18 protein-coding genes and 2 pseudogenes are annotated in these 24,319 nt (G+C 67.5%); 13 read left to right on the top strand and 7 right to left on the bottom strand.

Translation table 11 applies throughout. From position 1 onward, the window contains the following. The first annotated feature begins 16 nt into the window (after positions 1 to 16). The 3 genes from ACFFGH_RS15430 (at position 17) to ACFFGH_RS15440 (ending at position 2,498) form a co-directional block, all read left to right on the top strand. Positions 17 to 1,171 carry a pyridoxal phosphate-dependent aminotransferase gene (locus tag ACFFGH_RS15430; RefSeq protein WP_386669760.1) on the top strand — a complete coding sequence of 385 codons (1,155 nt, stop codon included), beginning with the start codon at positions 17 to 19 and terminating at the stop codon, positions 1,169 to 1,171. Positions 1,172 to 1,286: 115 nt separating this feature from the next. Further along, on the top strand, positions 1,287 to 2,084 hold the full coding sequence (locus ACFFGH_RS15435) for an amidohydrolase (RefSeq protein ID WP_386669762.1): 798 nt from the start codon (positions 1,287 to 1,289) through the stop codon (positions 2,082 to 2,084). A gap of 87 nt (positions 2,085 to 2,171) precedes the next feature. Further along, on the top strand, positions 2,172 to 2,498 hold the full coding sequence (locus ACFFGH_RS15440; protein ID WP_386669764.1) for a thioredoxin family protein: 327 nt from the start codon (positions 2,172 to 2,174) through the stop codon (positions 2,496 to 2,498). Positions 2,499 to 2,794: 296 nt separating this feature from the next. On the opposite strand, the pseudogene ACFFGH_RS15445 reads toward ACFFGH_RS15440, so the two are convergent. From ACFFGH_RS15445 to ACFFGH_RS15455, 3 genes and pseudogenes are all read right to left on the bottom strand, one after another. After that, positions 2,795 to 4,501 (bottom strand): annotated as a pseudogene (locus ACFFGH_RS15445) (pseudouridine synthase). Then, positions 4,494 to 5,342 (bottom strand): SMC-Scp complex subunit ScpB, encoded by an 849-nt coding sequence (scpB, locus tag ACFFGH_RS15450; protein WP_386669766.1) that lies wholly within the window; start codon positions 5,340 to 5,342, stop codon positions 4,494 to 4,496. The pseudogene ACFFGH_RS15445 and the gene scpB overlap by 8 nt, the downstream one beginning before the upstream one ends. A 55-nt stretch (positions 5,343 to 5,397) precedes the next feature. Then, positions 5,398 to 6,318, bottom strand: a complete 921-nt coding sequence (locus ACFFGH_RS15455) for a segregation and condensation protein A (RefSeq protein ID WP_386669769.1) — start codon at positions 6,316 to 6,318, stop codon at positions 5,398 to 5,400. A 353-nt stretch (positions 6,319 to 6,671) separates the two neighbouring features. Between ACFFGH_RS15455 and ACFFGH_RS15460 the strand changes: the two genes are divergently transcribed. Continuing rightward, positions 6,672 to 6,971 carry a YciI family protein gene (locus ACFFGH_RS15460; protein ID WP_386669771.1) on the top strand — a complete coding sequence of 100 codons (300 nt, stop codon included), beginning with the start codon at positions 6,672 to 6,674 and terminating at the stop codon, positions 6,969 to 6,971. Continuing rightward, positions 6,968 to 7,261, top strand: a complete 294-nt coding sequence (locus ACFFGH_RS15465; protein ID WP_386669773.1) for a BolA family protein — start codon at positions 6,968 to 6,970, stop codon at positions 7,259 to 7,261. The genes ACFFGH_RS15460 and ACFFGH_RS15465 overlap by 4 nt, the downstream gene beginning before the upstream one ends. A gap of 19 nt (positions 7,262 to 7,280) precedes the next feature. Here ACFFGH_RS15465 and ACFFGH_RS15470 read toward each other — a convergent pair whose 3' ends face one another. Continuing rightward, complete coding sequence (locus ACFFGH_RS15470) at positions 7,281 to 8,033, bottom strand: 6-phosphogluconolactonase (protein ID WP_386669775.1); 753 nt, start codon at positions 8,031 to 8,033, stop codon at positions 7,281 to 7,283. A 367-nt stretch (positions 8,034 to 8,400) separates the two neighbouring features. Here ACFFGH_RS15470 and smc point away from each other — a divergent pair, with 367 nt between their 5' ends. From smc to gyrA, 6 genes and pseudogenes are all read left to right on the top strand, one after another. Continuing rightward, entirely contained in the window at positions 8,401 to 11,904 is a 3,504-nt protein-coding gene (gene smc / locus ACFFGH_RS15475) for a chromosome segregation protein SMC (protein ID WP_386670258.1), read from the top strand. Positions 11,905 to 12,096: 192 nt separating this feature from the next. After that, positions 12,097 to 12,813: a cell division protein ZipA gene (gene zipA / locus ACFFGH_RS15480; RefSeq protein WP_386669778.1), complete on the top strand. Its 717-nt coding sequence runs from the start codon at positions 12,097 to 12,099 to the stop codon at positions 12,811 to 12,813. A 54-nt stretch (positions 12,814 to 12,867) separates the two neighbouring features. Next, positions 12,868 to 15,225 carry an NAD-dependent DNA ligase LigA gene (ligA, locus tag ACFFGH_RS15485; RefSeq protein WP_386669780.1) on the top strand — a complete coding sequence of 786 codons (2,358 nt, stop codon included), beginning with the start codon at positions 12,868 to 12,870 and terminating at the stop codon, positions 15,223 to 15,225. A gap of 118 nt (positions 15,226 to 15,343) precedes the next feature. After that, the gene (gene epmA / locus ACFFGH_RS15490) at positions 15,344 to 16,318 is read left to right on the top strand and encodes an EF-P lysine aminoacylase EpmA (protein WP_386669783.1); all 975 of its coding nucleotides are present in this window, start codon (positions 15,344 to 15,346) and stop codon (positions 16,316 to 16,318) included. Positions 16,319 to 16,486: 168 nt separating this feature from the next. Next, complete coding sequence (mtnA, locus tag ACFFGH_RS15495; protein ID WP_386669785.1) at positions 16,487 to 17,539, top strand: S-methyl-5-thioribose-1-phosphate isomerase; 1,053 nt, start codon at positions 16,487 to 16,489, stop codon at positions 17,537 to 17,539. 391 nt (positions 17,540 to 17,930) lie between these two features. Then, positions 17,931 to 20,475: pseudogene (gene gyrA, locus ACFFGH_RS15500) on the top strand (DNA gyrase subunit A); the annotation flags it as partial. Between the two features lie 196 nt (positions 20,476 to 20,671). Here the strand turns inward: gyrA and ACFFGH_RS15505 are convergent. Next, positions 20,672 to 21,151 carry a peroxiredoxin gene (locus ACFFGH_RS15505; RefSeq protein ID WP_386669789.1) on the bottom strand — a complete coding sequence of 160 codons (480 nt, stop codon included), beginning with the start codon at positions 21,149 to 21,151 and terminating at the stop codon, positions 20,672 to 20,674. A gap of 147 nt (positions 21,152 to 21,298) precedes the next feature. Between ACFFGH_RS15505 and ACFFGH_RS15510 the strand changes: the two genes are divergently transcribed. Beyond that, positions 21,299 to 21,814 carry an Hsp20/alpha crystallin family protein gene (locus ACFFGH_RS15510; protein WP_386669790.1) on the top strand — a complete coding sequence of 172 codons (516 nt, stop codon included), beginning with the start codon at positions 21,299 to 21,301 and terminating at the stop codon, positions 21,812 to 21,814. Positions 21,815 to 21,962: 148 nt separating this feature from the next. After that, entirely contained in the window at positions 21,963 to 22,862 is a 900-nt protein-coding gene (locus ACFFGH_RS15515; protein WP_386669792.1) for a DnaJ C-terminal domain-containing protein, read from the top strand. A 15-nt stretch (positions 22,863 to 22,877) separates the two neighbouring features. Here ACFFGH_RS15515 and pilH read toward each other — a convergent pair whose 3' ends face one another. Both pilH and ACFFGH_RS15525 read right to left on the bottom strand, forming a co-directional pair. Beyond that, entirely contained in the window at positions 22,878 to 23,243 is a 366-nt protein-coding gene (gene pilH / locus ACFFGH_RS15520; RefSeq protein ID WP_386669794.1) for a twitching motility response regulator PilH, read from the bottom strand. Positions 23,244 to 23,300: 57 nt separating this feature from the next. Continuing rightward, positions 23,301 to 24,293, bottom strand: a complete 993-nt coding sequence (locus ACFFGH_RS15525; RefSeq protein WP_386669796.1) for a YhdH/YhfP family quinone oxidoreductase — start codon at positions 24,291 to 24,293, stop codon at positions 23,301 to 23,303. Positions 24,294 to 24,319: the final 26 nt, after the last annotated feature.

Raw genomic sequence — 24,319 nt, forward strand, 5'->3', positions numbered from 1 at the left:
TTCACATGGCCACGCGATGACGCCCACGCCCCAGACCAAGCTGCCGAAGGTCGGCACGACCATCTTCACCGTGATGTCGCAACTGGCGATCGAGCACGGTGCGGTCAACCTCGGCCAAGGGTTCCCCGACTTCGACGTGCCTGGGCGCCTCAGTGACGCGCTTGCCCGTGCGATGCGCGACGGGCGCAACCAGTATTCGCCGATGACGGGCATTCCCGCACTGCGGGAGGCGATCGCTGCGAAGACCGAACGCTGCTACGGCTATCGGCCGGATGCAGATCTCGAAGTCACGGTGACCTCCGGCGCCAGCGAAGCGATTCTCGACGCGGTGCACGCGGTCGTGCGGCCCGGCGACGAGGTCATCGTGCTCGATCCCTGCTACGACTGCTACGAGCCCGCGATTGAGCTTGCCGGCGGCGTCGCGGTGCACGTGCCGCTCGACCCGCAGACGTTCGCGCCGGACTGGCAGGCGATCCGCGCCGCGGTTACGCCGCGCACGCGCATGTTGATGATCAACACCCCACACAACCCCTCGGGCGCGATGTTCGACGAGGCCGATATCCGCGCCTTGATCGAATTGCTGCAGGGCACGGATATCTACCTGCTGTCCGACGAGGTCTACGAGCACATCGTGTTCGACGGTCGCCAGCATGAGTCCGCGTTGCGGTATCCGGAACTGCGCGAGCGCGCATTCGTGATCTCGAGCTTCGGCAAGACCTACCACTGCACGGGCTGGAAGGTCGGCTACTGCATTGCACCGCCGGCGCTGAGCGTCGAGTTCCGCAAGGTGCACCAGTACAACACCTTCTGCACCTTCACCCCGGCGCAGTTCGCGTTCGCCGAGATGATCGAGGCCGAGCCCGAACATTACGAACGGCTGGGCGCCTTCTACGAGGCCAAGCGTGACCGCTTCCGCGAGCAGCTGCTGACGACACGGCTCAAGCCGCTACCGGTACCGGGCGGTTACTTCCAGCTCGTCGACTATTCGGATGTCAGCGATCTGGACGATGCCGCGTTCTGCCGTTGGCTTACGATCGAGAAGGGCGTCGTCGCGATTCCGCTGTCGCCGTTCTACGGCACGCCGCCCGTCGGTCAGCGGCTCGCGCGACTGTGTTTTGCAAAGAACGAGGCGACGCTCGACGCCGCGGTCGAGCGGCTGCGCATGCTCTAAGCACCTGTTTCCGCGCGTGGCATACATGCGTTTGCGTGCCCGTCGAACGCCTGCTATCGATCACTGAACATTTCCGTTGCACCTGCCGCGTCACCGCGGCACCGAGGACCGAACCATGCAGAACCTGCGCATCTCGCTCGTCCAGGGCAATACCCGCTGGCACGACCCGGAAGGCAACCGTGAGTATTACGGCGGCCTCATTGGGGCGCTGCGCGGTGTCACGGACCTCGTGATCCTGCCGGAAACGTTCACGAGCGGATTCTCGAACGACGCCATCGGCAATGCCGAAACGATGGATGGGCCGACCGTGCAGTGGATGCGCGACTGGGCGGCGCGGCTGGATGCGGCGGTCACGGGCAGCGTGCAGCTGCGGACCGACGACGGCGTGTTCAATCGCCTGTTGTTCGTGACGCCTGACGGCCGCGTGCAGACCTACGACAAGCGACACCTGTTCCGCTACGCGAACGAGCACGAGCGCTATGCCGCGGGTCGCGACCGGCTGACGGTCGAGTGGCGGGGCTGGCGGATCTGCCCGCTGGTCTGCTACGACCTGCGCTTCCCCGTGTTTTCGCGAAACAGGTTCAACGTCGAACGCGAGAACGACCTCGACTATGACCTGCTGATCTACGTCGCCAACTGGCCCTCGGTGCGCAACTATCCCTGGAAGACGCTGCTGCGCGCGCGTGCGATCGAGAACCTTTGCTACGTCGCCGGCGTCAACCGTGTCGCGATCGATGGCAACGGCCTGCAGTACGCGGGCGAAAGCGTAGTGATCGACTTCACCGGCCATGCGATCAGCGAGTGCGGCGAGATGGAGGTCGTGGTGACGACCACGCTGCTGGCGCCCGAGCTCAAGGGTTTCCGCGAGCGCTTCCCGGCGATGCTGGACGCGGACCAGTTCGAACTGCGCTGATCGACGCACTCCGCGCTGCTGTCGTGGGCGTCACCTGCCAACCGCTACCGTGCCGCGATCTTTTTTTGGCGGCAGGAGCACGAACCGATGATGATCCGCGAATACACGGAAACCGAGCCGGCGCGCGAAGACGTGGAAGCCCTGCAGGGCGCGACGTTGCTCGAGTTCGGCGCGTCGTGGTGCGGCCACTGCATTGCAGCGCAGCCGCTGCTCGAACGCACGCTCGGACTGCACCCGCAGCTGCGTCATATCAAGATCGAGGACGGCCGCGGCAAGCCCCTGGGTCGGTCGTACCGCGTCAAGCTGTGGCCGACGCTGGTGTTCCTGCGCGACGGCGAGGAAGTTGCGCGTCTCGTGCGTCCGACCGACCCGGCTGCGATCGCCGACGCTCTGCAGCGGATCGATCCGCGCTGAGGGCGCTTAGGCCGCTTCGCGGGACGGTAGTCCGCGCGTAGGCGCAGCCCGCACAGGAGGGCAGCTCCTGGACTACCCGGATCTGGGCGACATTTGCTCGTTCGCCGTCATCTGCGTGCGTAAGCGAACCTTGTCGTCCAGCACGAGCTCGATAGATGGTCAGTGGCGACCTGGCGACGGGCGCATTTGGCCTTGCAACCAGCCCGGTCGGATACCCGGCTCCGGATCGTGCGGCACTTCACGATGCGGCCTAAAGAAAGAAGGGCGCCAATGGCGCCCCTCGTTTCAGTTCCGGATCAGGCGCCGCCGCGCGGGCCGCGCCCACCGCCACCGCCACCGGGACGGCCGCCGCGCGGACCGCCGCCCGGACGCCCACCGCCCGGACCACCCGGGCGGCCGCCACCCGGGCCACCGCTGGGGCGTGGACCGCCCGGGCGACCACCGGGCTTCGCGCCTGGACGCGGACCGCGGGGCTTGTCAGCGTACGGATTGAAGCCACCCGGATTCGCATGATCAGACGGGAAGCTCGGCGCGTTGCCGGGGTGACCGTAGGGCTTGCGCCCCTGACCGCCGCCCGGGCCGCGACGCTCGCCACCGGCGCCAGCACCGCCGTACGGTGAGCCCGCACCGCGTTCGCCGCCGAAACCACCCTCGCGCCGCGGACCGCGACCAGCTCCACCGCCGCCACTGCGCTCACCACCAAAGCCGCCACCGGCCGGACGCTCGCTGCGCCCCTGACCCTGCCCCTGACCCGGGCCACCAGCGCCCGGTCGACCGCCGGGCTTGCCGCCGAACGGCTTGCGGCCGCGCGCGCCGTCGGGGTTACGGTGGCCGCTCGGGCCGGTGTCGACGCCGTCCGGCACGTACCAGGTGCGGAACGCGGCCGGGTTGCCGTCCGGCAGGCCGCGGCCGCCCTTGTCGGGGCGCTGCTTGAACGGCCTCTGCGACTGCTTGGCTGCCGCTTCGCCGCTGACGGTCAGCCCGCCATGCTTGCGTGGACCGCCACGGCCGCGGCCGCGATCTTCGCGGACATTGTCGAAGCGGCGCAGCTCACGGCCTTCGTCCGCCGTGTTGTGGCCGCCGACATAGCCGTGCGAACGGCCCTGGCCGCTCAGATCGATCGTCGCCCTAGTCGCCTTGCGCTGGCCGATCACGGGCTGCAGCGTCAGTGCCGAAGGCGCGCCGTCTTCGAGGCCAAGGTCGGTGCGCAGCTTCTCGACGCGGTCCGATGCCAGCTCCTGCGACTGTCCGCGCAGCAGTTCGCGCGGCAGGTCCACGCCGCCGTAGCGAATGCGCTTGAGGCGGCTGACCTGACAGCCCTGCGATTCCCACAGGCGGCGCACTTCGCGGTTGCGCCCTTCCTTGACGACGACGCGGAACCAGTCGTGCGAATCGCTGCCACCGATGCGCTCGATCTCGTCGAACTTCGCCGGGCCGTCATCCAGCGCGACGCCGCGGCGCAGCCGCTCGACGATGTTGTCCGGCACGTTCTCCTGGCCTTCCGGCGCACGGACGCGGCAGACGTACTCGCGTTCCACCTCGAATGAGGGGTGCATCAGCGCGTTCGCCAGCTCACCGTCGGTGGTGAGCAGCAACAGGCCGGTCGTATTGATGTCGAGCCGGCCGATCGCGATCCAGCGCGCACCCTTGAGCGCGGGCAGGGCTTCGAAGATCGTCGGGCGGCCTTCGGGGTCCTCACGCGTGGTCACTTCGCCTTCGGGCTTGTTGTACATCAGCACGCGCGCCGGCTCGGTCAGCGCGCTGGCGACGAACTGGCGGCCATCGAGCTCGACTTTGTCGCCGCTCTTGACGCTGACGCCGACCTGGGCGATCTAGCCGTTGACCTTGACCAGGCCATCGGCAATGCGCTGCTCGAGCGCACGCCGAGAGCCGAGGCCTGCCTGCGCGAGCACCTTGTGCAGGCGTTCCTCGAGCCGGGGCGCCTCTTTGGTGGCGGGGTCGATGCGTTTCAGGGTGAGCTTGCGGCTCTTTTCTTCAGTCATTTTTCTGCAGCTCCGGCCCGTCCTGCGACGCGGCCTCAAACTCGGGAACGGTCGTCGTCTCGACGGCGTTGTCTTGCTCGTGATCGTTCTCGTCCGCCGCGCGCTCGCCCGGCGCGGCTTCGGGTTCCGTGGATCCGGATTCGGACGCGCGAGCGTCCGCTGCACCGCTATCGGTGCGTAAGGTGTGTTGCGAATCAGCCGGGTCGGCGGACAGATCAGCGTCCGCCTCTTCGGTGTTGCGCCCGATGCCGCCGGCGTCAATCGGCCCGGACGCAGCCGGTGCCTGATCGAACTGCAGTTGCGGTTCAAGCTCGCCGATGTCCTTCAGCTCGGACAGCGGCGGCAGTTCGTCCAGCCGCTTGAGGCCGAAATAGTCGAGGAATGCCTTCGTGGTGCCAAATAGCGCCGGCTTGCCGGGTACGTCACGGTGGCCAACGACCCGGATCCACTCGCGTTCTTCCAGCGCCTTGATGATGTTGCTGTTCACCGCGACGCCGCGCACCTGTTCGATCTCGCCGCGGGTGATCGGCTGGCGGTAGGCGATCAGCGCCAGCGTCTCCAGCGTGGCGCGTGTGTATTTGGTCTGCCGCTCGGTCCACAGGCGCGCGACCCACGGGTGCACGTCCGCTTTTACCTGGTAGCGGAAGCCGGACGCCAGTTCGACCAGCTCCACGCCCCGCGCCCCGCAATCCTCGCGCAGGCTTTCGAGCGCCTGCTCGATCGCGCCGTTCGGGGCAGGCTGGTCCTCGGGAAACAGCGCCTGAAGCTGCGCCAGCGTCAGAGGCTGGTTGGCGGCGAGCAGCGCGGCTTCGACGATTCGGGTGATCAGGCTCTGGTCCATGGCTCAGCGGAAAACGGGGCGGTTGCAGCGCGGGCCGACGTCCACAACGACGCGGTCACGCCGTGGCATTCGTGGGGTCTTCATCGAACTCGCTCGACAGTTCGATCTCGTCCGGGTCCTTCATCAACGCGAGTGACTTCACGTAGATCGGGGAGAGCGGCTCGTCCTGCACGATCTCGATGAGCTGCTCCTTCGCGAGCGTAAGCAGGCCGAGGAACGTCACCACCACGCCGAGCCTGCCTTCCTCGGCGGTGAACAGCGACTCGAAACGATGGAACGCGCCGTCCCTCATGCGCTCCAGCAGCTCGCCCATCCGCTGGCGCACGCTCAGTGCGTCGCGCTTGATCGCGTGCTGGGTGAACAGCTCGGCGCGCTTGAGCACGTCGTGCAGTGCCAGCAGCATCTCGCGCAGTTCCACCGGTGGCGGAAGCCGGATCGACGCCCGGTCCGGCACGTAGGCCGCCGCAGGTGCCGTGTCGCGGTCCTGGCGTGGCAGCGAATCAAGATCCTCCGCCGCCTTCTTGAATCGTTCGTACTCCTGCAGCCGCCGTACCAGCTCGGCGCGGGGATCGTCCTCCTCGCCTTCCTCGGCCGTCGCCCGCGGCAGCAGCATGCGCGATTTGATCTCGGCCAGCATCGCGGCCATCACGAGATAGTCGGCCGCCAGCTCGAACCGCATCTCGTGCATCGCCTGGATGTAGTCGACGTACTGGCGGGTGATGTCCAGCACCGGAATATCGAGGATGTCCAGGTTCTGTCGGCGGATCAGGTACAGCAGCAGGTCCAGCGGCCCTTCGAACGACTCCAGGATGACCTCGAGTGCGTCCGGCGGGATGTACAGGTCCTGCGGGATCTGCAGCACCGGCTGACCATGCACCACCGCCAGCGGCATTTCCTGCTGCTGCGGGTGCGATGACCCGTTGGACGGGCCGGTGGCAGGGGACTCGGACGCCTGGGGCGCGAGATCATCGGTCATTCGGAGCCGGCCCCTCCGGGCCGTGGGCACAAACCACTGCTTCGATGCGACCGCCGCGGTGCGGCAGCCGCCGTTTGGAACGGCATGAGGCGGTACGGACTGCAAGGTCGCTGCCCTTGCCGGACGGGTCGCTTTGCGGGACAGGCCGGTGAGCGGGTCGGGGCGGGCGATGGGGTGCGGCGTGCCGCGTCTGGAATCGGTTCGCGTCGTACAACCGCGACCGTTCGCTGCTGCCGGCCCTGGATACGCGGCTAGGGTACGGGCTGGTCCATGCGCTTGTCCAGCCGGCACGTCCGGCAGGGCGCGACACTACAATGCGCGGGCCCCGGCAGGCGGGCGGAGGAGGATCGGCGATGTGGTACGTGATCGAGGGCTACGACGGCGAATCGGTGCTCGAACGGCGCCTCGAGGCGCGTCCGGCGCACGTCGAACGGCTGATCGCGCTGCGCGATGAGGGCCGCCTGCTTGTCGCAGGGCCGTGCCCGGCCGTGGACGCCGAGGATCCGGGTCCTGCGGGCTTCAGCGGCAGCGTCGTCATCGCCGAATTCGATTCGCTCGAGTCCGCCCGGACCTGGGCGGCGGCCGATCCGTACGTCAGCGCCGGCGTTTACACGCGCGTCGAAGTGCGTCCCTTCCGTCGGGTGCTGCCGTGAGCGCGGGTCCGCTTCCGCGCGACGAGCGTGTTGCGGCGATTCGCTCGGCCCTTGAGCAGGCGCTGGACCCGATCGCGCTCGAGATCGAGGACGAGAGCCATCGGCATGCCGGCCACGCCGGCGCACGCGACGGACGCGGCCATTTCCGTGTCGATATCGTTAGCGAGGCGTTCGCCGGTGTCGCGCCGCTCGCGCGGCACCGCAAGGTCTACGCCGCCGTCGGAACGCTGATGGAAACCGACATCCACGCGCTGGCGATCCGCGCACGCACGCCTGCTGAAGCGGGCTGATCCGTAGCCTGCAGCGGGATCACGCGCACCAGTGAACCTGGAGCGGCGTCGAGCCCCCCAGCGCGGCGAGCACCGGCCAGGACTCGACCTTGCCGCTGGCCACCGCGTATTCGAACGCCTCGCGCTGGTCGCGGCCGCGGATCAGAAGCAGACGCGCCCGCGCCCGCGCGATGCCGGCCGGCGTGACCGAGATGCGCCGCGCCCACTCGCCGGCGCCTGGGCAGCCGCTTGCGTCGACCGCCACGTAGGCGTCGCGCGCGCCTAGTGCACGCGGCAGGTCGAGCATTCGCGGAAACAGTGACGCGATATGGCCATCAGTGCCCATGCCGAGCACGGCGGCGCTGGCGTTCTGCATGCCATGGGCATTCGCAACGGCGACCGATTCTTCAAGCCTGCGTCCAGGCTGGGTCAGCGACTCGAACCGGGCCTCGGCGGCGTGGCTGCGGATGAGCGAAGCGCGCACGCGGAAGGCGTGACTGTCCGGGTCGTCAGGCCGCAGCCAGCGTTCGTCGGTGAGCGCCACATCGATGCGGGACCACTCGAGTGGCGCCATCGCGAGGGCCCGGTACACCGGCGACGCCGCGTCCTTCGCCGTTACAAGCAGTCTGGCCCGCGGCAAAACCTGCAGGTCGCGCCGCAGTTCGGCGGCGACTGCCACGGCCGAGGCCCAAGTCCAGACCTCGGCATTGCGATGCACATGCAGGACGAAGCTGCCGGCTTCCGGATCCGGTGCCACCTGGTCCGCCAGGGGGCAGTCATCGTTGAGCGTCATGCATAGGGCCATGCAACAGTCGCGCCACACGGCGCCTCGATGGGGGACTGCAGCGGGGCCGCTGCGGCATGGATGCGACGGGGACAGCGCCGACCGGACCCGGGCGGCCCCCGGCGCTACCGATCAGGCCCGGCTTCCGAGCACGTATTTAATCGTGCGCGGGCGCGGCAACCCAGTTGGAGCCGGCGGCCGGGGCCCGGCAACCTATTCGGCTGTGTGTGCACGTCGGATGAAACCCGCGGACCCGCAATCAGGCGCGCGGCTATACTCGTCCGCTGCGTTCGCGAACGCGGCTGCCCAGACCGGGCGCCGGTTCCACCGGTATCACGCCCGCGCCGCCGGCGCGGCAGAGGGGCTCTACCGCCGCATGCGTCTTTCCACCATCAAGCTTTCGGGATTCAAGTCTTTCGTCGACCCGACCACGCTCCACCTGCCCACGAACATGACGGGCGTCGTTGGGCCGAACGGTTGCGGCAAGTCGAACATCATCGACGCGGTGCGCTGGGTCATGGGCGAAAGCTCCGCGAGCCGCCTGCGTGGCGATTCGCTGACCGACGTGATCTTCGCGGGCTCGTCGGCACGCAAGCCCGTCTCGCAGGCGATGGTCGAGCTGATCTTCGACAACTCCGACCGCACGATCACCGGCGAGTACGCCGCGTTCAACGAGATCTCGGTCAAACGCACCGTCAGCCGCGACGGCAGCAGCCAGTACTACCTCAACAGCGCGAAGTGCCGCCGCCGGGACATCACCGACCTGTTCCTCGGGACCGGGCTGGGCCCGCGCAGCTACTCGATCATCGAGCAGGGCATGATCAGCCAGATCATCGAGGCCCGGCCTGAAGACCTGCGCGTCTATCTCGAGGAAGCCGCCGGCATCTCGAAGTACAAGGAGCGCCGCAAGGAAACCGAAACGCGCATCCGCCACACGCGCGAAAACCTTGCCCGCATGACCGACCTGCGCGACGAAGTCGGCAAGCAGCTCGAGCACCTCAAGCGCCAGGCGCGCCAGGCCGAGCAGTACCAGACGATCCAGGCCGAGCGGAAGATCAAGGACGCAGAGTGGAAGGCCCTCGAGCATCGCGCGCTCGACCAGAAGCTGCAGTCGCATCGCGAGAAGCTCGACCAGCAGGAAACGCGCCTGCAGCAGCTGATCGCAGAACAGCGCGAGGCCGAGCGTGAGCTGGAAACCGGTCGCGTGCGCCGCGAGGACGCTGCCGAAGCGCTCAGCCGCGCGCAGGCGGAGAGCTACGAGGTCAGCGGCGCACTCGCTCGCATCGAACAGCAGATCCAGCATCAGCGCGAGATGTCGACGCGCCTGCAGCGTGCACGTGACGAGGCGCAGAGCCAGCTTGCCGAGATCGCCACCCACATCGGTCACGACCAGGCACGGCTCGACGCGCTGCTCGCGTCGGTCGAGGATGCCGAACCGCAACTCGAGGCGCTGCGCGAAGAGGACATGGCCCGGCAGGACGCGCTGCGCGATGCGGAAGCGCAACTGGTCGACTGGCAGCAACGCTGGGACGCCCACAGCCGTGCGCAGTCCGAGGCGGTGCGCGCGGCGGATGTCGAGCGGACCCGGATCGAGCATCTCGACCGGCAGGTGCTCGACGCCGATCGACGCCGCGACGCACTTGCGACGGAGCGGGCCGGGCTCGACCTCGACGCGCTGGCCGAGGCGTTCGCAGCGCTGCAGGAGCGCCACGAGGCGCAGCGGCTTTCGCTGGATACGCTCAATGAGACACTCGATGCCCGTAAAGCGGCGGTGTCGGGCCTGCAGGAACAGCAGCGTTCGATGCAGACCGAGCTGGCGGACGTGCGCAAGCAGGCGCAGGCCGCACGCGGCCGCCTGTCGTCGCTGGAGACGCTGCAGCAGGCAGCACTCGGACAGGAGCAGGGCGCGGCGCTGACCTGGCTGCGCGCACGTGGGCTGGATTCGGCCACGCGCGTCGGAGAGGTGTTGACCGTCGAGCCGGGCTGGGAAAACACGGTTGAAAGCGCGCTGGGTCAGTTGATCGAGGGCGTGCTGGTCGAATCGCCCGAGTCCCTGGTCGATGCGATCGGCGAACTCGGCGATGCCCGACTTGCGCTGGTCTCGCCTGAGCCCGATTCGACCGAGTACGCACCCACATCGCTCGCCTCGCGTGTAGAAGGGCCGCGCGCGATCCGACAGCTGCTCGCCCGGCTGCACGTGGCCGACGACCTGGTCGAAGCGCGGGCGCTGCAGGCGACGCTTTCGGACGGCGAGTCGGTTATTACGCGCAGCGGCGAGCGCCTGGGCGCGGGCTGGGTCCGCGTGCTGCGTTCGGGCGCGGCGAAGCAGGGTGCATTGCTTCGCGAGCGCGAGATCCAGTCGCTCCGCGCCGACATCGAAGGAATGCAGGAGCGCGAGCGGGAACTCGACGCAGGGCTCACCGAGCTGCGCGACCGCATGCTGGCGGCCGAGCAGCAGCGCGAGGACGCGCAGCGCACGCTCTACGGGGCGCACCGCAGCGTTTCCGAGCTGGCCGGCCAGTTGCAGAGCCAGCAGGGACGGCTCGACTCCGCGCGCGGCCGCATCGAGCGCATCGATGCGGAACTCGCGCAGATCGCATCGACGCTGGAGGCAGGCCGCGAGCAGGCCCGTGAGGCGCGCATGCGGCAGGAAGAAGCGGTCATCCGCATGTCCGAACTCGAGGACGCGCGACACGCACTCGAAAGCGAGCGCCGCAGCCTGACGGAAGCTCGCGACCAGATCCGCTCCGCCGCGCGCGAAACCCGCGATGCGGCGCACGCCCTCGCGCTCACATTGGAAAGCCAGCGCACGCAGATCACCGGCCTGGCGCAGGCGCTCGAACGCATGGGCGGCCAGCGCGGCCAGCTCGATTCGCGCCTGGAAGAGCTGATGCTTCAGCTCGAGCAGGGCGACGAGCCAGTCAATACGCTCGAGGAGCAACGCCAGGTCGCGCTGGAGCAGCGCGTGCTTGCCGAGCAGAAGCTGACCGCAGCGCGCATCGCGCTCGATGGGATCGACCACGATCTGCGCCGCTTCGAGCAGGTGCGCCAGCAACGCGACGAGCAGGCACTGCAGCAGCGCGAAGCGATCGGCCAGCGCCGGCTTGAACAGCAGGCGCTCGTGCTCAAGGCTGAGACGCTGGCAGCCGCCGTCGTCGAGGCCGGTTTCGTTCTAGAGGATGTCGTCAACACGCTCACGGATGACATGGACGCGCGCGTCTGGGAGCGCACGGTTGCCGAGCTCGACGCGAAGCTGCGCCGGCTTGAGCCCGTCAACCTGGCCGCGATTGCCGAACACGCCGAGGCTGCGCAGCGCAAGGAGTATCTCGACGCGCAGGACGCCGACCTCACTGCTGCACTGGAAACGCTGGAGGACGCGATCCGCAGGATCGACCGCGAAACGCGAGGCCGGTTCAAGGACACGTTCGACCGCGTGAACTCCGGCGTGCAGCAGCTGTACCCGCGCCTGTTCGGTGGCGGCCACGCCTATCTCGAACTGACTGGCGAAGACCTGCTCGACACCGGCGTCGCGATCATGGCGCGCCCGCCCGGCAAGCGCGTCTCGAATATCTCACTGCTTTCCGGCGGCGAAAAGGCGATGACAGCGGTCGCGCTGGTGTTCGCGATCTTCCAGCTCAATCCGGCACCGTTCTGCCTGCTGGACGAGGTGGACGCGCCGCTCGATGAGGCGAACGTCGGTCGCCTCGCGGCGATGGTGGGCGAGATGAGCGAGCAGGTGCAGTTCCTGTTCGTGACCCACAACAAAGCCACGATGGAAGTCGCGCGCCAGCTGTCGGGCGTGACGATGCGCGAGCCCGGCGTGAGCCGGCTGGTGTCGGTCGACCTCGCGGAAGCGACGCGGCTGGTCGGTGCTGCCTGATCGCCGCCTGCGGTCGCGTACCGGTAGCGGCCACGTTGGGGCTGCCTTCCATCGCAGCGGTGGGCCGGCCGGTCGCCGGCCCGATCCGCGTACACATGTGCGCCGTGGTGGACCTTCGCGTGCAGCTGAGCTAAATAGCTTCCCTTTGCGTCGCACGCGCCGTCAGCGCGATGCACGATCCAGGAGTTGGAAATGTCGGATATGACCATGCTGCGCATCGGAATCGCGGTTGCGGGGCTGATTCTGCTCGCCGCGATCTTCTACTTTGGCCGGCCGCGCAAGCCGGGCCAGGGCAAGCGCCTGCAGCGTGAAAGCACCTCGCGACAGGAGCCGACGCTCGGCGAGCAGATGGAAGCAGATGCACGCGCCGAATCGCTGGCCCAGTCCGAGCTCGACCTTTCCAGCCGCGCGGCCGAAACGCCTCCGGCGGCCGAGCTCGGCAAGCGCGTCAGCGAGGAGTTCGACAAGATCGTGACGCTCTACCTCGCCGCGCGCGCGGGCCAGAAGCTGCACGGCCCCGACATCGTCGTTGCAGCGGAAAAAGCGGGCCTCGTCTACGGCCACATGGGCGTGTTCCACCGGCTGGTCGAGAATCGCCCGGAGCGCGGGCCGGTGTTTTCAGTCGCGAACATCATGAAGCCCGGCAGCTTCGATATGACCCAGATCCAGACGTTGGAAACACCTGCGATCGCATTCTTCCTCACGCTGCCGGCCCCGATACCTGCGCTGGACGCCTGGGAAACCATGTTGCCGACGGCGCACCGCATGGCCGAGCTGCTGGACGGCGTGGTCCTGGACGAGCAGCGCAACGCCCTCGGACGCCAGCGCATCGCACATATCCGCGATGAGCTGCGCGCGTACGACCGCCAACGCGAAGCGCCGCCGCTGACCAAGGCGACACGCTGGTAAGCGCCGCGCGCACTGTCCCGTTCTCACGGGACAGCAGCGATAATCGGCGGCGTGATGACCTCCGCCTCCGATCCCGCCGACCGCATTGCCGAGCTGCGCCACCAGCTCGACGACGCCAACTACCGCTACTACGTGCTCGACGATCCGGCCATCCCGGACGCCGAGTACGACCGCCTGCTGCGTGAGCTGGAGGCTCTGGAGGGCGAGCACCCGCACTTGCTGATGCCCGATTCGCCGAGCCAGCGTGTCGGCGCCGTGCCCTCGGGCGCGTTTGCGTCGGTTCGCCATGCGGTGCCGATGCTTTCGCTGGCCAATGCGTTCGCCGATGAGGAAGTCGCGGACTTCGTGCGCCGCATCGAGCAGAAGCTCGGCATCGATTCGCCACGGTTCTCGGTCGAGCCCAAGCTCGACGGCCTGGCGATCAGCCTGCGCTACGAAGCCGGGCGCTTCGTGCTCGGCGCAACGCGAGGGGACGGCGCAACCGGCGAGGACGTGACCACCAACCTGCGCACGATCCGGGCGGTGCCGATGAACCTGCGCGGCGAAGGCTGGCCGGACGTCCTCGAGGTGCGTGGCGAGGTCTACATGCCGATCGCCGCATTCCAGGCCTACAACGCACGCATGCGGGCCGAGGGCGGGAAGATCCTCGCGAATCCGCGGAACGGCGCGGCCGGATCGCTGCGCCAGCTCGATCCGCGCATCACCGCGCAGCGTCCGCTGGCGTTCTACGCGTACGGCGTCGGCATCGTCGAAGGCGGCGAGTTGCCGGAGTCGCACTCGGCCACGTTGCGGCAACTGCGCGAGTGGGGCTTCCCGGTCAGTGCGGAAAGCGACGTGGTCGACGGTGTCGACGGCCTGCTCGGCTACTACCGGCGCTTGGGTAGCCGGCGCGACGGGCTGGCGTTCGACATCGATGGTGTCGTCTACAAACTCGACGATTACGCGGGCCAGGCCGAGATGGGCTTTGTCTCGCGCGCGCCGCGCTGGGCGATCGCGCACAAGTTCCCCGCGCAGGAGCAGACCACCGTCCTTGAGGACATCGACATCCAGATCGGACGCACCGGTGCCGCCACGCCGGTCGCCCGCCTGAAGCCGGTGCAGGTCGCGGGCGTGGTCGTTACGAACGCCACCCTGCACAACGCCGACCAGATCGCGCGACTCGACGTGCGCATCGGTGACACGGTCATCGTGCGCCGCGCGGGCGACGTAATCCCCGAGATCGTGCGTGTCGTGCCCGAGGGCCGCCAACCCGACGCGCAGCCGTGGCAGATGCCGCTCGAGTGCCCCGTGTGCGGTTCGGAAATCGTGCGCGAAGAAGGGCAGGCCGTCTGGCGCTGTTCGGGCGAGCTGACCTGCGCTGCCCAACGCAAGGAGGCGATCCGCCACTTTGCCGGCCGCCGCGCGATGGACATCGAGGGTCTTGGTGACCGCTACATCGAGGACCTGAGCGACCTCGGCTACGTGAAGTCGGTCGCCGATCTGTACGCGCTGACGCTCGACGACCTGCTGGAAATGAAGCGGCGGGTCGACGAGCGTGACGGTTCTGCAGCGACGGCAACGAAGGGCGGCAAGGTCGCGACGCGCTGGGCCGAAAACCTGCTGGCCGCAATCGATCGCAGCCGACAGAGCACGCTCGAGCGCTTCCTGTTCGCGCTGGGCATCGAGCACGTCGGCGAAAGCACCGCGAAAGCACTCGCCGCGTGGTTTGGTGATCTTGATCTGATCCGCCGCCTGCCGTGGCCGCTGTTCAAGCTCGTGCCGGATGTCGGCGGCGAAGTCGCGCGTTCCATCGGCCATTTCCTCGATCAGCCAGGCAACCAGCAGGTGATCGATGAGCTGCTCGCCCGCGGCGTCGCAGTCGGCGACGCACATCCGCCCAATCCGAAGCTTCGTGACGAGCTCGGCCTGGCAACGCTGCTGGTAGATCTGGAGATTCCGAAGATCACCCGCCTGCGTGCCGACCAGCTGGCGACGGTCGCACGTGACGCGCAGGCGTTGCTCGACATGCCGGAACACAACTTCGTCGCCGCGGGATTGCCGGCAGATACCGCGCAGTCGTTCGTGCGCTGGCTGGACGACCAGGCAAACGCAAGACTGCTCGTTGCAGCAGGCGAGGCGCTGCAGCGTCTGGACGCGTTGACTCCGCGTGCGAGCGTGGCTGCTGTGGGCCCGCTTGATGGCCAATCGGTCGTCCTGACCGGAACGCTGGCCGCGATGACGCGTGACGAAGCGCAGGCCAGGCTCGAGGCACTGGGCGCCAAGGTGTCCGGCAGCGTGTCGAAGAAGACCGGGTTCGTCGTCGCGGGCGAGGCAGCCGGCTCCAAGCTCGATAAAGCCCAGGCGCTCAGCGTGCCCGTCTGGGACGAGGCGAAGCTGCTCGGTTTTCTGGCCGAAAACGGGCAGGGCGCATGAGTGCAACGACACTCGGCATCGCATGCGGCGCGGGCGAGCGATGCGTCGCCGCAGGTGCGGTTCGTGACGAAAAAGTTAGGGCCCGTCGTGGCTGCGTGCGTGGCGACCTAGTGCCACGATGAGCGCTGACTGGCCGCCCAGCGCTTCGTTCGAAACCCTGCGGTTGCGAGCAGCGCTCAACGCGCGCATCCGCGCGTTCTTCGAACAGCGCGGCGTCGTCGAGGTGGAGACGCCGGTGCTGTCGGTTGCCGGCAATACCGAGCCGAACATCGCGTCGTTTGCGACCGAGTTCAGCGGCCGCACCGACGGTGCGCCTCGGACGCGGTGGCTGCGGACGTCACCCGAATATCCGCTCAAACGCCTGGTCGCGGCCGGTTTCGGCGATTGCTACGAGCTCGGCCGCGTCTTCCGTGACGGCGAATCAGGTGGCCGGCACAACCCCGAATTCACGATGCTCGAGTGGTACCGGGTCGGCTGGGACCATCGCCGGCTCGTGGCCGAGGTCGTGGAACTGGTCGCGGAGGCACTCGCACTGGTCGGCCGCCAAGCGGCGTGCACCGAGATCGATTACCGCACCCTCTATCGCGAACGACTCGGTGTCGACCCCGCGTCGGCCAGCGTCGACGCGCTGCGCGGCGCGTTCGGTGACGTCAACATCGACCCCGACGGGCTCACGCGGGATGACTGGCTCGATCTACTCATGACCCATCGGTTGCAGCCGGAATTTCCGACCGACCAGATGCTGGTCGTGCATGATTTTCCGGCGTCGCAATGCGCGCTGGCCCGCGTTCGCGACGGCGACCCGCCGGTCGCCGAGCGATTCGAGCTGTACCTGGGGGCGCTCGAAATCGCGAACGGTTACCACGAGCTTGTCGACGCGGCCGAGCAGGCGGCACGTTTCAGACGCGATGCGACGGTTCGCGAGGCGCGCGGCGCCGTGGTGCCACCTGCGGACCAGCGGTTGCTCGCGGCGCTTGAACACGGCCTGCCGGACTGTGCAGGCGTAGCCGTGGGCATCGATCGTCTGTTGATGGCGATGCTCGGCACGTCGCGGATCGCCGACGTGGTCGCGTTCGATTTCTCGCGCGGGTAGCGGCCCGGGCGTCGTCGTCCGGCGTCGGTTGAGGCGGCGAGCCGATTCGCGAGTTCTTCGTTGAGCGGACGGCGCCAGGATCAGCCTGCATCGGCGCTCATCTTCTGCGCAGTCCTCGGCAAGTGTTCCATCAACGGCCCGCCCAGTCGCCTCGGATAGAATCGACGAATGACCGAATTCGACTTCGACCGTTACGACCGCATCCGTCCCATCCGCTGGACCGGCGACGCGCTCGAGCTTCTGGACCAACGCAAGCTGCCGTTCGAGGTCGAGTACGTCTGCTGCGAAAGCAGTGACGCAGTCGCAGAGGCAATTGCCGCGCTCACCGTCCGTGGCGCGCCCGCGATCGGCATCGCCGCGGCCTGGGGCGTCGTGCTGGCCGCGCGTGAGGTGGAGGCGTCCGACGGTGCCGACGCGGCACGCAAGCTCGAGCCCGCGATCGCTCACCTCAACGCCGCGCGGCCAACCGCGGTCAACCTGGCCTGGGCGCTGGCGCGCATGCGGCGTGTGCTGGGCGAAGCCGGATCGGACTGGCGTGAGGTGATCGATCGGGAAGCACGCGCGATCGCGGAGGAGGATCTCGCGGCGAACCGACGCATGGGTGCAATGGGCGCAGCGATGATCGAGCCCGGAAGCGGGGTGCTCACGCACTGCAATACCGGGTCGCTCGCGACCGCAGGCTTCGGTACCGCGCTGGGGGTCATCCGCGCGGGCGTTGCACAGGGGCGGATCGACAACGTGTTTGCCGGTGAGACCCGCCCGTGGCTGCAGGGCGCACGGCTGACCGTCTGGGAGCTTCAGCAGGATGGAATTGCACCCACCCTGATCGCGGACGCGGCTGCGTCGCACCTGATGAAGTCCGGCAAGGTCCAGTGGGTCATCGTGGGTGCCGACCGCATCTGCGCCAATGGCGACACCGCGAACAAGATCGGCACCTACCAGCTCGCCATCGCGGCTCGCCATCACGGTGTGAAGTTCATGGTCGCTGCGCCGTCATCGACGGTGGACATGGCGACGCCTTCGGGCGACCAGATCCACATCGAAGAGCGCGACCCGGGCGAGCTGTTCGGGCTCGGCGGCGTACGTACTGCGGCCGAGCAGGTCGGCGCGTGGAACCCGGTCTTCGACGTCACGCCCCACACGCTGATCGATGCGATCGTCACCGAGCGTGGAGTCATCGAGAACCCAGACGAATCCGCAATGCAGGCCGCATTCGGCTGATCAGACCGCCTACCGGCATCGCGCGAAGCCTCTTGCGCAGAAGCTGGGTTGGCCCAGACGCGCTCGTTCTGCTGTCATCCATCAGTGTTTTTCGGTTGCCGATGGGGTGATCTCCGCGGGCGCCGGCGACGTCCAGCACGTGCTGCTTTCGCGCCGTGCTGACCTTCGCCCGCCGAGACGCGAGCGAAGTCTGCACCCGTCGTAAACCCGCGCCCCGTACAGCTCCTAAGTCCTTGTCTGCTAAAGGGGTTTTTACTGGCCTCGGGCATGCGCACGTGCTATGCTTTCACGTCTTTTGGACACCGCTCCCAAGCTGCCTCGAACGCCATGCTGAATAGCGTGGCAGGGGTCGCTCCGAAGCGTCCTGCCTCCCGCATCAGACGGAATCCCGATGGCCGAACTCGCCAGAGAAATCATCCCGGTCAACCTCGAAGACGAGATGCGCCGCAGCTACCTCGATTACGCGATGAGCGTGATCGTCGGCCGCGCGTTGCCCGACGTCCGAGACGGTCTCAAGCCTGTGCACCGCCGCGTGCTGTTCGCGATGCACGAGCTCGGTGCGCACAGCAACCGGCCGTACTACAAGTCTGCGCGTATCGTCGGTGACGTCATCGGTAAGTACCACCCGCACGGCGACACTGCGGTGTACGACACGCTGGTGCGCATGGCGCAGCCGTTCTCGCTGCGCTACATGCTGGTCGACGGACAGGGCAACTTCGGCTCGATCGACGGCGATTCCGCCGCGGCGATGCGATACACCGAAGCGCGCATGTCGCGCATCTCGCACGAGCTGATGGCGGACATCGACAAGGAAACGGTCGACTTCCAGCCGAACTACGACGAGAAGGAACTCGAACCGACGGTCATGCCGACGCGGGTGCCGAACCTGCTCGTCAACGGATCGGCCGGCATCGCGGTCGGCATGGCGACGAACATCCCGCCGCACAGCCTGTCCGAAGTAATCGACGCGACGATCGCGCTGATCGATCAGCCCGAGATCGACGTCGACGGCCTGATGGAATACATCCCGGGCCCGGATTTCCCGACCGCCGGCATCATCAACGGCACCGCCGGCATCATCGCGGCGTACCGCACCGGCCGTGGCCGCGTGCGCATGCGCGCGCGCGCCGAGGTCGAGGTTGCGGACAACGGTCGCGAGGCGATCGTCGTCACCGAGATTCCGTACCAGGTCAACAAGGCTCGATTGATCGAGAAGATCGCCGAGCTCGTGAAGGAAAAGAAGCTCGAAGGCATCAGCGAGCTGCGCGACGAGTCCGACAAGGACGGCATGCGCATCTATGTCGAGGTCAAGCGCGGCGAGTCGGCTGAAGTGGTGCTCAACAACCTCTATCAGCAGACGCAGATGGAGTCGGTGTTCGGCATCAACATGGTGGCGCTGGTCGACGGCCGTCCGCAGTTGCTGAACCTCAGGCAGATTCTCGAAGCGTTCGTGCGTCACCGTCGCGAAGTGGTGACGCGCAGGACGATCTTCGATCTTCGCAAGGCGCGTGCGCGTGCGCACATCCTCGAGGGCCTGACGGTCGCGCTCGCGAACATCGACGAGATGATCGACCTCATCAAGACCTCGGAGAACCCGGCGGTTGCGAAGGAGCGCATGCTCGCTCGGTTGTGGGAGCCGGGCCTCGTCGGCAGCCTGCTGGACGCGGCCGGCAGCGAGTCGTCGCGCCCGGAAGATCTGCCGCGTGGCGTCGGCCTTGTCGACGGCGGCTATCAACTGACCGAAACGCAGGCGCAGCAGATCCTCGAGATGCGCCTGCATCGCCTCACGGGTCTGGAGCAGGAAAAGCTTACCGAGGAATACCGCCTGCTGCTGGAGACGATCCGCGGCCTGATCGAGATTCTCGAAAACCCCGAAGTGCTGCTCGACGTCATCCGCACCGAGCTGCGCAACCTCAAGGAAGAGTTCGGCGATGCGCGCCGCAGCGAGATCCGCGAGAGCGAAGAAGACCTCGACATCCTCGACCTCATCGCGCCGGAGGACGTGGTGGTCACGCTCTCGCACTCCGGCTACGCGAAGCGTCAGCCGGTCAGTGCCTATCGCGCCCAGAAGCGCGGCGGCAGGGGGCGCAACGCGGCGTCGACGAAGGATGAGGACTTCATCGACCAGCTCTGGCTGGTCAACACGCATGACACGCTGTTGACCTTCACCAGCGCAGGTCGTGTGTTCTGGCTGCCGGTGCACCAGTTGCCGGACGCCGGCCCGAATGCACGCGGTCGCCCGATCATCAACTGGATTCCGCTCGAAGCCGGTGAGAAGGTGCAGGCCGTGCTGCCCGTGCGCGAGTACCGCGACGACTGCTTCGTGTTCTTCGCTACGCGCTGCGGCACGGTGAAGAAGACGCCGCTGACCGAGTTCGCGTTCCGGCTGCAGCGCGGCAAGATCGCGATCAACCTCGACGAAGGAGACGCGCTGATCGGGGTTGCGCTCACGAACGGCGAGTGCGACGTGATGTTGTTCGCCAGCAACGGCAAGGCGGTTCGCTTCTCGGAAGGCGAGGTGCGTTCGATGGGCCGCACGGCCACCGGCGTGCGCGGCATGCGGCTCGCTGGCGACGACGAAGGCGCGTGCGCACAGGTCGTCAGCATGGTCGTGATCGAGGGCGACGGTGACATCCTGACCGCAACCGAGCGGGGCTTCGGCAAGCGCACCCCGGTTGCCGATTACCCGCGCAAGGGCCGCGGCACCCAGGGCGTGCTCGCGATCAAGACCAGTGACCGCAACGGTGAACTCGTCGGTGCAATCCAGCTCAGCGATCACCACGAGGTGCTGCTGATCTCGGACGGCGGCACTCTGGTCCGCACGCGAGCGAACGAGATTGCCCAGGTCGGTCGCAATACGCAGGGCGTGACGCTGATGCGCCTGGCCAAGGACGAGAAGCTGCAGGCGGTCGAGCGGCTCGACGCATCGCTCGACGATGTGGATGCTGCCGCCGGTGGCGAAGCATCTGAGTCAGCCGTGCTGGCCCAGGCGATCGTTGAGGTGGTCGAAGCCGAAGGTGATGGCGCTTCCGACGCGTAGGAGCGTCGATGAGCGAGCAAAAGAAAACGCCGCCTTCGGGCGGCGTTTTCTTTGTTGCAATCAAACGAGGGCCAGCTTGCCGGCGTACGAACTCAGTCGAGCAGCGTAAGCATGTGCTCGGCCGATGACACGCGGTATTCGCCCGGGGCCTCGACTTCGAGTTGCCGGATGACACCGTGGTCCGACAGCAGCGCGAAGCGGCGGCAGCGCGTGCCCATGCCGTAGGCGCTCGCGTCGATCTCGAGCCCGAGCGCACGCGCGAACTCGGCATTTCCGTCCGCGAGCATCATCAACTCGTCCGGCACCGACAGGCTACGGGCCCAGGCCTGCATCACGAACGGGTCGTTGACCGACATGCAGGCGACGTCGACACCGCGGCGGCGGAACTCGGCGAAGTGCTCGACGTAGCCCGGCAGGTGACGCTCGGAGCAGGTCGGGGTAAAGGCGCCCGGAACACCGAACAGCACGATCCGCCGGTTCTCGAACAGGTCGCGCGTGTTGATGTTCTCTACGCCCGACTGGAGTCGCTGCACCGTCACTTCCGGGATGGCGCTGCCGATGTTGATCGTCATGTGAAGCGTCCTTGAGGAATTTGAACGGAGTCTAAGCGAGGGCGCGTTCCAAGTGGTCAACGGATCTTGCGCCGGTGCGGCCGGGCCCTACATCGCCGGCAGTTGCGGCTACGCCGCATTAGCACACCAGATAGTGGAGGACCTGCCATGAATCTCAATCGCTATCCTCAGCAGTACCGGACCGGCCAGACCGGCATGCCGGATGACTTCAAGCAGCTGTTCGAGCGCTTCTTCCAGATCGGCGAGAACTCCGACGAGTCGTCGGTCGTAACCAGTCAGTGGGCGCCGCGCGTCGACATTCGCGAGGACTCCAACCGCTTTGTGATCCTGGCCGACCTTCCGGGCATCGACCCGGCCGAGGTGGAAATCTGGATGGACAAGGGCATCCTGTCGATCAAGGGCGAGCGCAAGAGCGAAATCAACGAGCAGAAGGAGCGGTACTCGCGCATCGAGCGCCGCTACGGCAGCTTCCATCGCCGCTTCGCGCTGCCCGACAGCGCCGACCCGGAAGGCATCAGCGCCGATGGCCGCCACGGTGTACTGGAGATCAGTATTCCGAAGCGTCCTGAAACGACACCGCGCCGCATTCACGTCGGAGGCGGGCGGAGCCGGCTCGAGGGCGACGGCGAGAACGGCGGCCGCGACGGGCAGACGCGTCAGTAAGGCCAAGACGGCTGCACGCATGAGGTGGCGCACGCTTGCGTGAACCGCGGCTTGCGCACCAGGCGTCTACACTACGGCCCGCAAGTGCAGCTTGCGGGCCGTTTTGTTGGTGCCGCAGCAAGGCTCACGACTGATACGAAGGGTCACGATGCAGTTCAAGGACTACTACGAAATCCTGGGCCTGGAGCAGGGCGCAGGCGATGCCGAGATCAAGAGCGCCTATCGTCGGCTCGCGCGCAAGTACCATCCGGACGTCAGCAAGGAAGCCGGCGCGGAAGACAAGTTCAAGGCAGTCAACGAGGCCTATGAGGCGCTGCGCGATCCCCAGAAGCGCGCTGCCTACGACCGGCTGAGGTCTCGCGGGTACCGCCCGGGCGACGACGTGCAGGCGCCGCCCGGCGGCTTCGGTGGCGGTGGCGCATACGGCAGCCCGGATCTGGACGAAATCTTCGCCGGGGGCGGCGCCGCGGGCGGCTTCAGCGATTTCTTCGAAGGCCTGTTCGGTCAGAACCGTCGCGCTGCCGGCGGGTTCAACACCGGCCGGGCGGCTCCGCCCCGCGGTGATACGAGGGCGAAGCTCGCGGTGCCGCTGGAAGCGGTCTATCAAGGCTCGAGTGTTCGCATCAACGTCAACGGCAAGACGCTCGACGTGCGCGTACCGAAGGGGATCCGCGAAGGTCAGGTGATCCGGCTGGGCGGGCAGGGCGAGCGCGGTGACCTGCTGCTCGAGGTCGAGTACGCGGCGCACCCGCATTTCGAGGTCGACGGGCGCAATGTGATCCACATCCTCGCCGTCGCACCTTGGGAAGCCGCGCTCGGCGCGACGATCAGCGTGCCGACGCTGGGCGGCTCGGTCGAGCTGAAGATTCCGCCGAATTCGGAGGCGGGTCGAAAGCTCCGCCTGCGCGGCCGCGGGCTGCCGGGCGATCCGCCGGGCGACCAGATCGTGGAGCTCGAGGTGCTCGCGCCGCGCGCGCATAACGCCACGCAAATCGACGCCTATGTCAGGTTGCGCGAGGCGTTCGGAGACGACTGGCGCCGCGCCTGAGGCGCGGCGGTCGGATCAGCCCGGTAGCAGCTGGTTGACGACTTCGGCGAGTTCTTTCTCGTCGAATGGCTTGGTGATGTAGGCCTTCGCGCCCTGGCGCATGCCCCACATCCGGTCGGTGTCCTGGTCCTTCGTGGTGACCAGCACGATCGGGATGTGCTTGGTGGTTTCCTCGCGCGTGATCGAGCGCGTGGCCTGGAAGCCGTTGAGGTTCGGCATCACCACGTCCATCAGGATCAGGTCGGGCAGCTCGCGCTTGGCGGCTTCGACGCCGGCGGCGCCGTCCTCGGCGGTCACGGCCTCATGGCCGAGCTTTTCGACGATCCGGCGGATGCCCATCAGCTGGGAGGGCGAATCGTCGACGATCAGGATGCGGGCCATGCTCGGTTTCCAGGTTGAACAGCGGGGTCCGGCCGCGATTGTAGCGGCTCGGGCCCGTTACAGCGCGACGAGCGTCCGGCCCTTCGAGCCACCAGCGAGCATGGTGCTGAACACGTCCGGCAGGCCTTCCAGCGAAACCTCGCGGGTGCAGATTGCGTCAAGGTTCGCCGGCTTCCAGTCGCTTGCAAGGTGCTGCCAGACCGCCTCCCGGATATCGCGGGCGGTACCGGCCGAGGCCACGCCCACCAGAGATACGCCGCGGATGATGAACGGCATCACTGTAGCCGGCAGATCCGCGCTTGCTGCCAGGCCGGCCGTAGCGACGTTGCCGTAGGGCGCGGTCTGGGCCAGCAGGCTGGCGAGCATCGGCCCGCCGACGTTGTCCAGGCCGCCGCCGAAGCGCGTCGATTCCATCGGCCGCGAGGTCGACAGTGCATCGCGACCCAGCACCTGCGTTGCGCCGAGCTGCTTGAGGTAGGCGGCCTCGTCCGTCTTGCCGCTGATCGCATGCACCTCGAAGCCCGCGCGGGTGAAGATGTCCACGGCTAGCGATCCGACGCCCCCTGTCGCGCCGGTCACGGCGATCGGTCCCAGGTCTGGTGTCTGCCGGTTGTCGAGCATGCGCAGCAGCGCCAGCCCCGCGGTGAAGCCCGCGGTGCCGAGGATCATGCCTTCGCGGAGGTCCAGCCCCGCCGGTAGGGCGACCGCCCACTGCGACTGGAGTCGCACGTATTCGGAGTAGCCCCCGTCCCGGGTCTCGCTGAGGCCACAGCCCGTGACGAGAACGGCGTCGCCTTCGCGGAATGCGCGGTCGGTCGAGGCCACGACGTGACCCGCGACGTCGATGCCGCCGACCAGCGGAAACTGACGGAGGATCTTGCCCTTGCCGGTCCCCGCCAGCGCGTCCTTGTAGTTCACGGACGAGAACGCTGCCTTGATGACGATTTCGCCGGGCGAGAGGTCGTCGAGCGAAACCGCCTCGACGCCACTGCGGTAGCCGGCGGCGTCGTTATGGATGCGGAATGCGTTGAATGTCGAAGGCACTGTCATCGGCAGGTCCATCAGCGGAAGCGAAG

The organism is Lysobacter korlensis (genome assembly GCF_042434515.1).

Bases quoted from the DNA above. Each gene is read 5' to 3' on its own strand.
- ACFFGH_RS15510 (WP_386669790.1), top strand. From the start codon at position 21,299: ATGAATCTCAATCGCTATCCTCAGCAGTACCGGACCGGCCAGACCGGC.
- ACFFGH_RS15525 (WP_386669796.1), bottom strand. From the start codon at position 24,293: ATGACAGTGCCTTCGACATTCAACGCATTCCGCATCCATAACGACGCC.
- ACFFGH_RS15440 (WP_386669764.1), top strand. From the start codon at position 2,172: ATGATGATCCGCGAATACACGGAAACCGAGCCGGCGCGCGAAGACGTG.
- ACFFGH_RS15470 (WP_386669775.1), bottom strand. From the start codon at position 8,033: ATGACGCTCAACGATGACTGCCCCCTGGCGGACCAGGTGGCACCGGAT.
- ligA (WP_386669780.1), top strand. From the start codon at position 12,868: ATGACCTCCGCCTCCGATCCCGCCGACCGCATTGCCGAGCTGCGCCAC.
- smc (WP_386670258.1), top strand. From the start codon at position 8,401: ATGCGTCTTTCCACCATCAAGCTTTCGGGATTCAAGTCTTTCGTCGAC.
- ACFFGH_RS15430 (WP_386669760.1), top strand. From the start codon at position 17: ATGACGCCCACGCCCCAGACCAAGCTGCCGAAGGTCGGCACGACCATC.
- ACFFGH_RS15515 (WP_386669792.1), top strand. From the start codon at position 21,963: ATGCAGTTCAAGGACTACTACGAAATCCTGGGCCTGGAGCAGGGCGCA.
- mtnA (WP_386669785.1), top strand. From the start codon at position 16,487: ATGACCGAATTCGACTTCGACCGTTACGACCGCATCCGTCCCATCCGC.
- ACFFGH_RS15435 (WP_386669762.1), top strand. From the start codon at position 1,287: ATGCAGAACCTGCGCATCTCGCTCGTCCAGGGCAATACCCGCTGGCAC.
- ACFFGH_RS15505 (WP_386669789.1), bottom strand. From the start codon at position 21,151: ATGACGATCAACATCGGCAGCGCCATCCCGGAAGTGACGGTGCAGCGA.
- scpB (WP_386669766.1), bottom strand. From the start codon at position 5,342: ATGGACCAGAGCCTGATCACCCGAATCGTCGAAGCCGCGCTGCTCGCC.
- zipA (WP_386669778.1), top strand. From the start codon at position 12,097: ATGTCGGATATGACCATGCTGCGCATCGGAATCGCGGTTGCGGGGCTG.
- epmA (WP_386669783.1), top strand. From the start codon at position 15,344: ATGAGCGCTGACTGGCCGCCCAGCGCTTCGTTCGAAACCCTGCGGTTG.
- pilH (WP_386669794.1), bottom strand. From the start codon at position 23,243: ATGGCCCGCATCCTGATCGTCGACGATTCGCCCTCCCAGCTGATGGGC.
- ACFFGH_RS15460 (WP_386669771.1), top strand. From the start codon at position 6,672: ATGTGGTACGTGATCGAGGGCTACGACGGCGAATCGGTGCTCGAACGG.
- ACFFGH_RS15455 (WP_386669769.1), bottom strand. From the start codon at position 6,318: ATGACCGATGATCTCGCGCCCCAGGCGTCCGAGTCCCCTGCCACCGGC.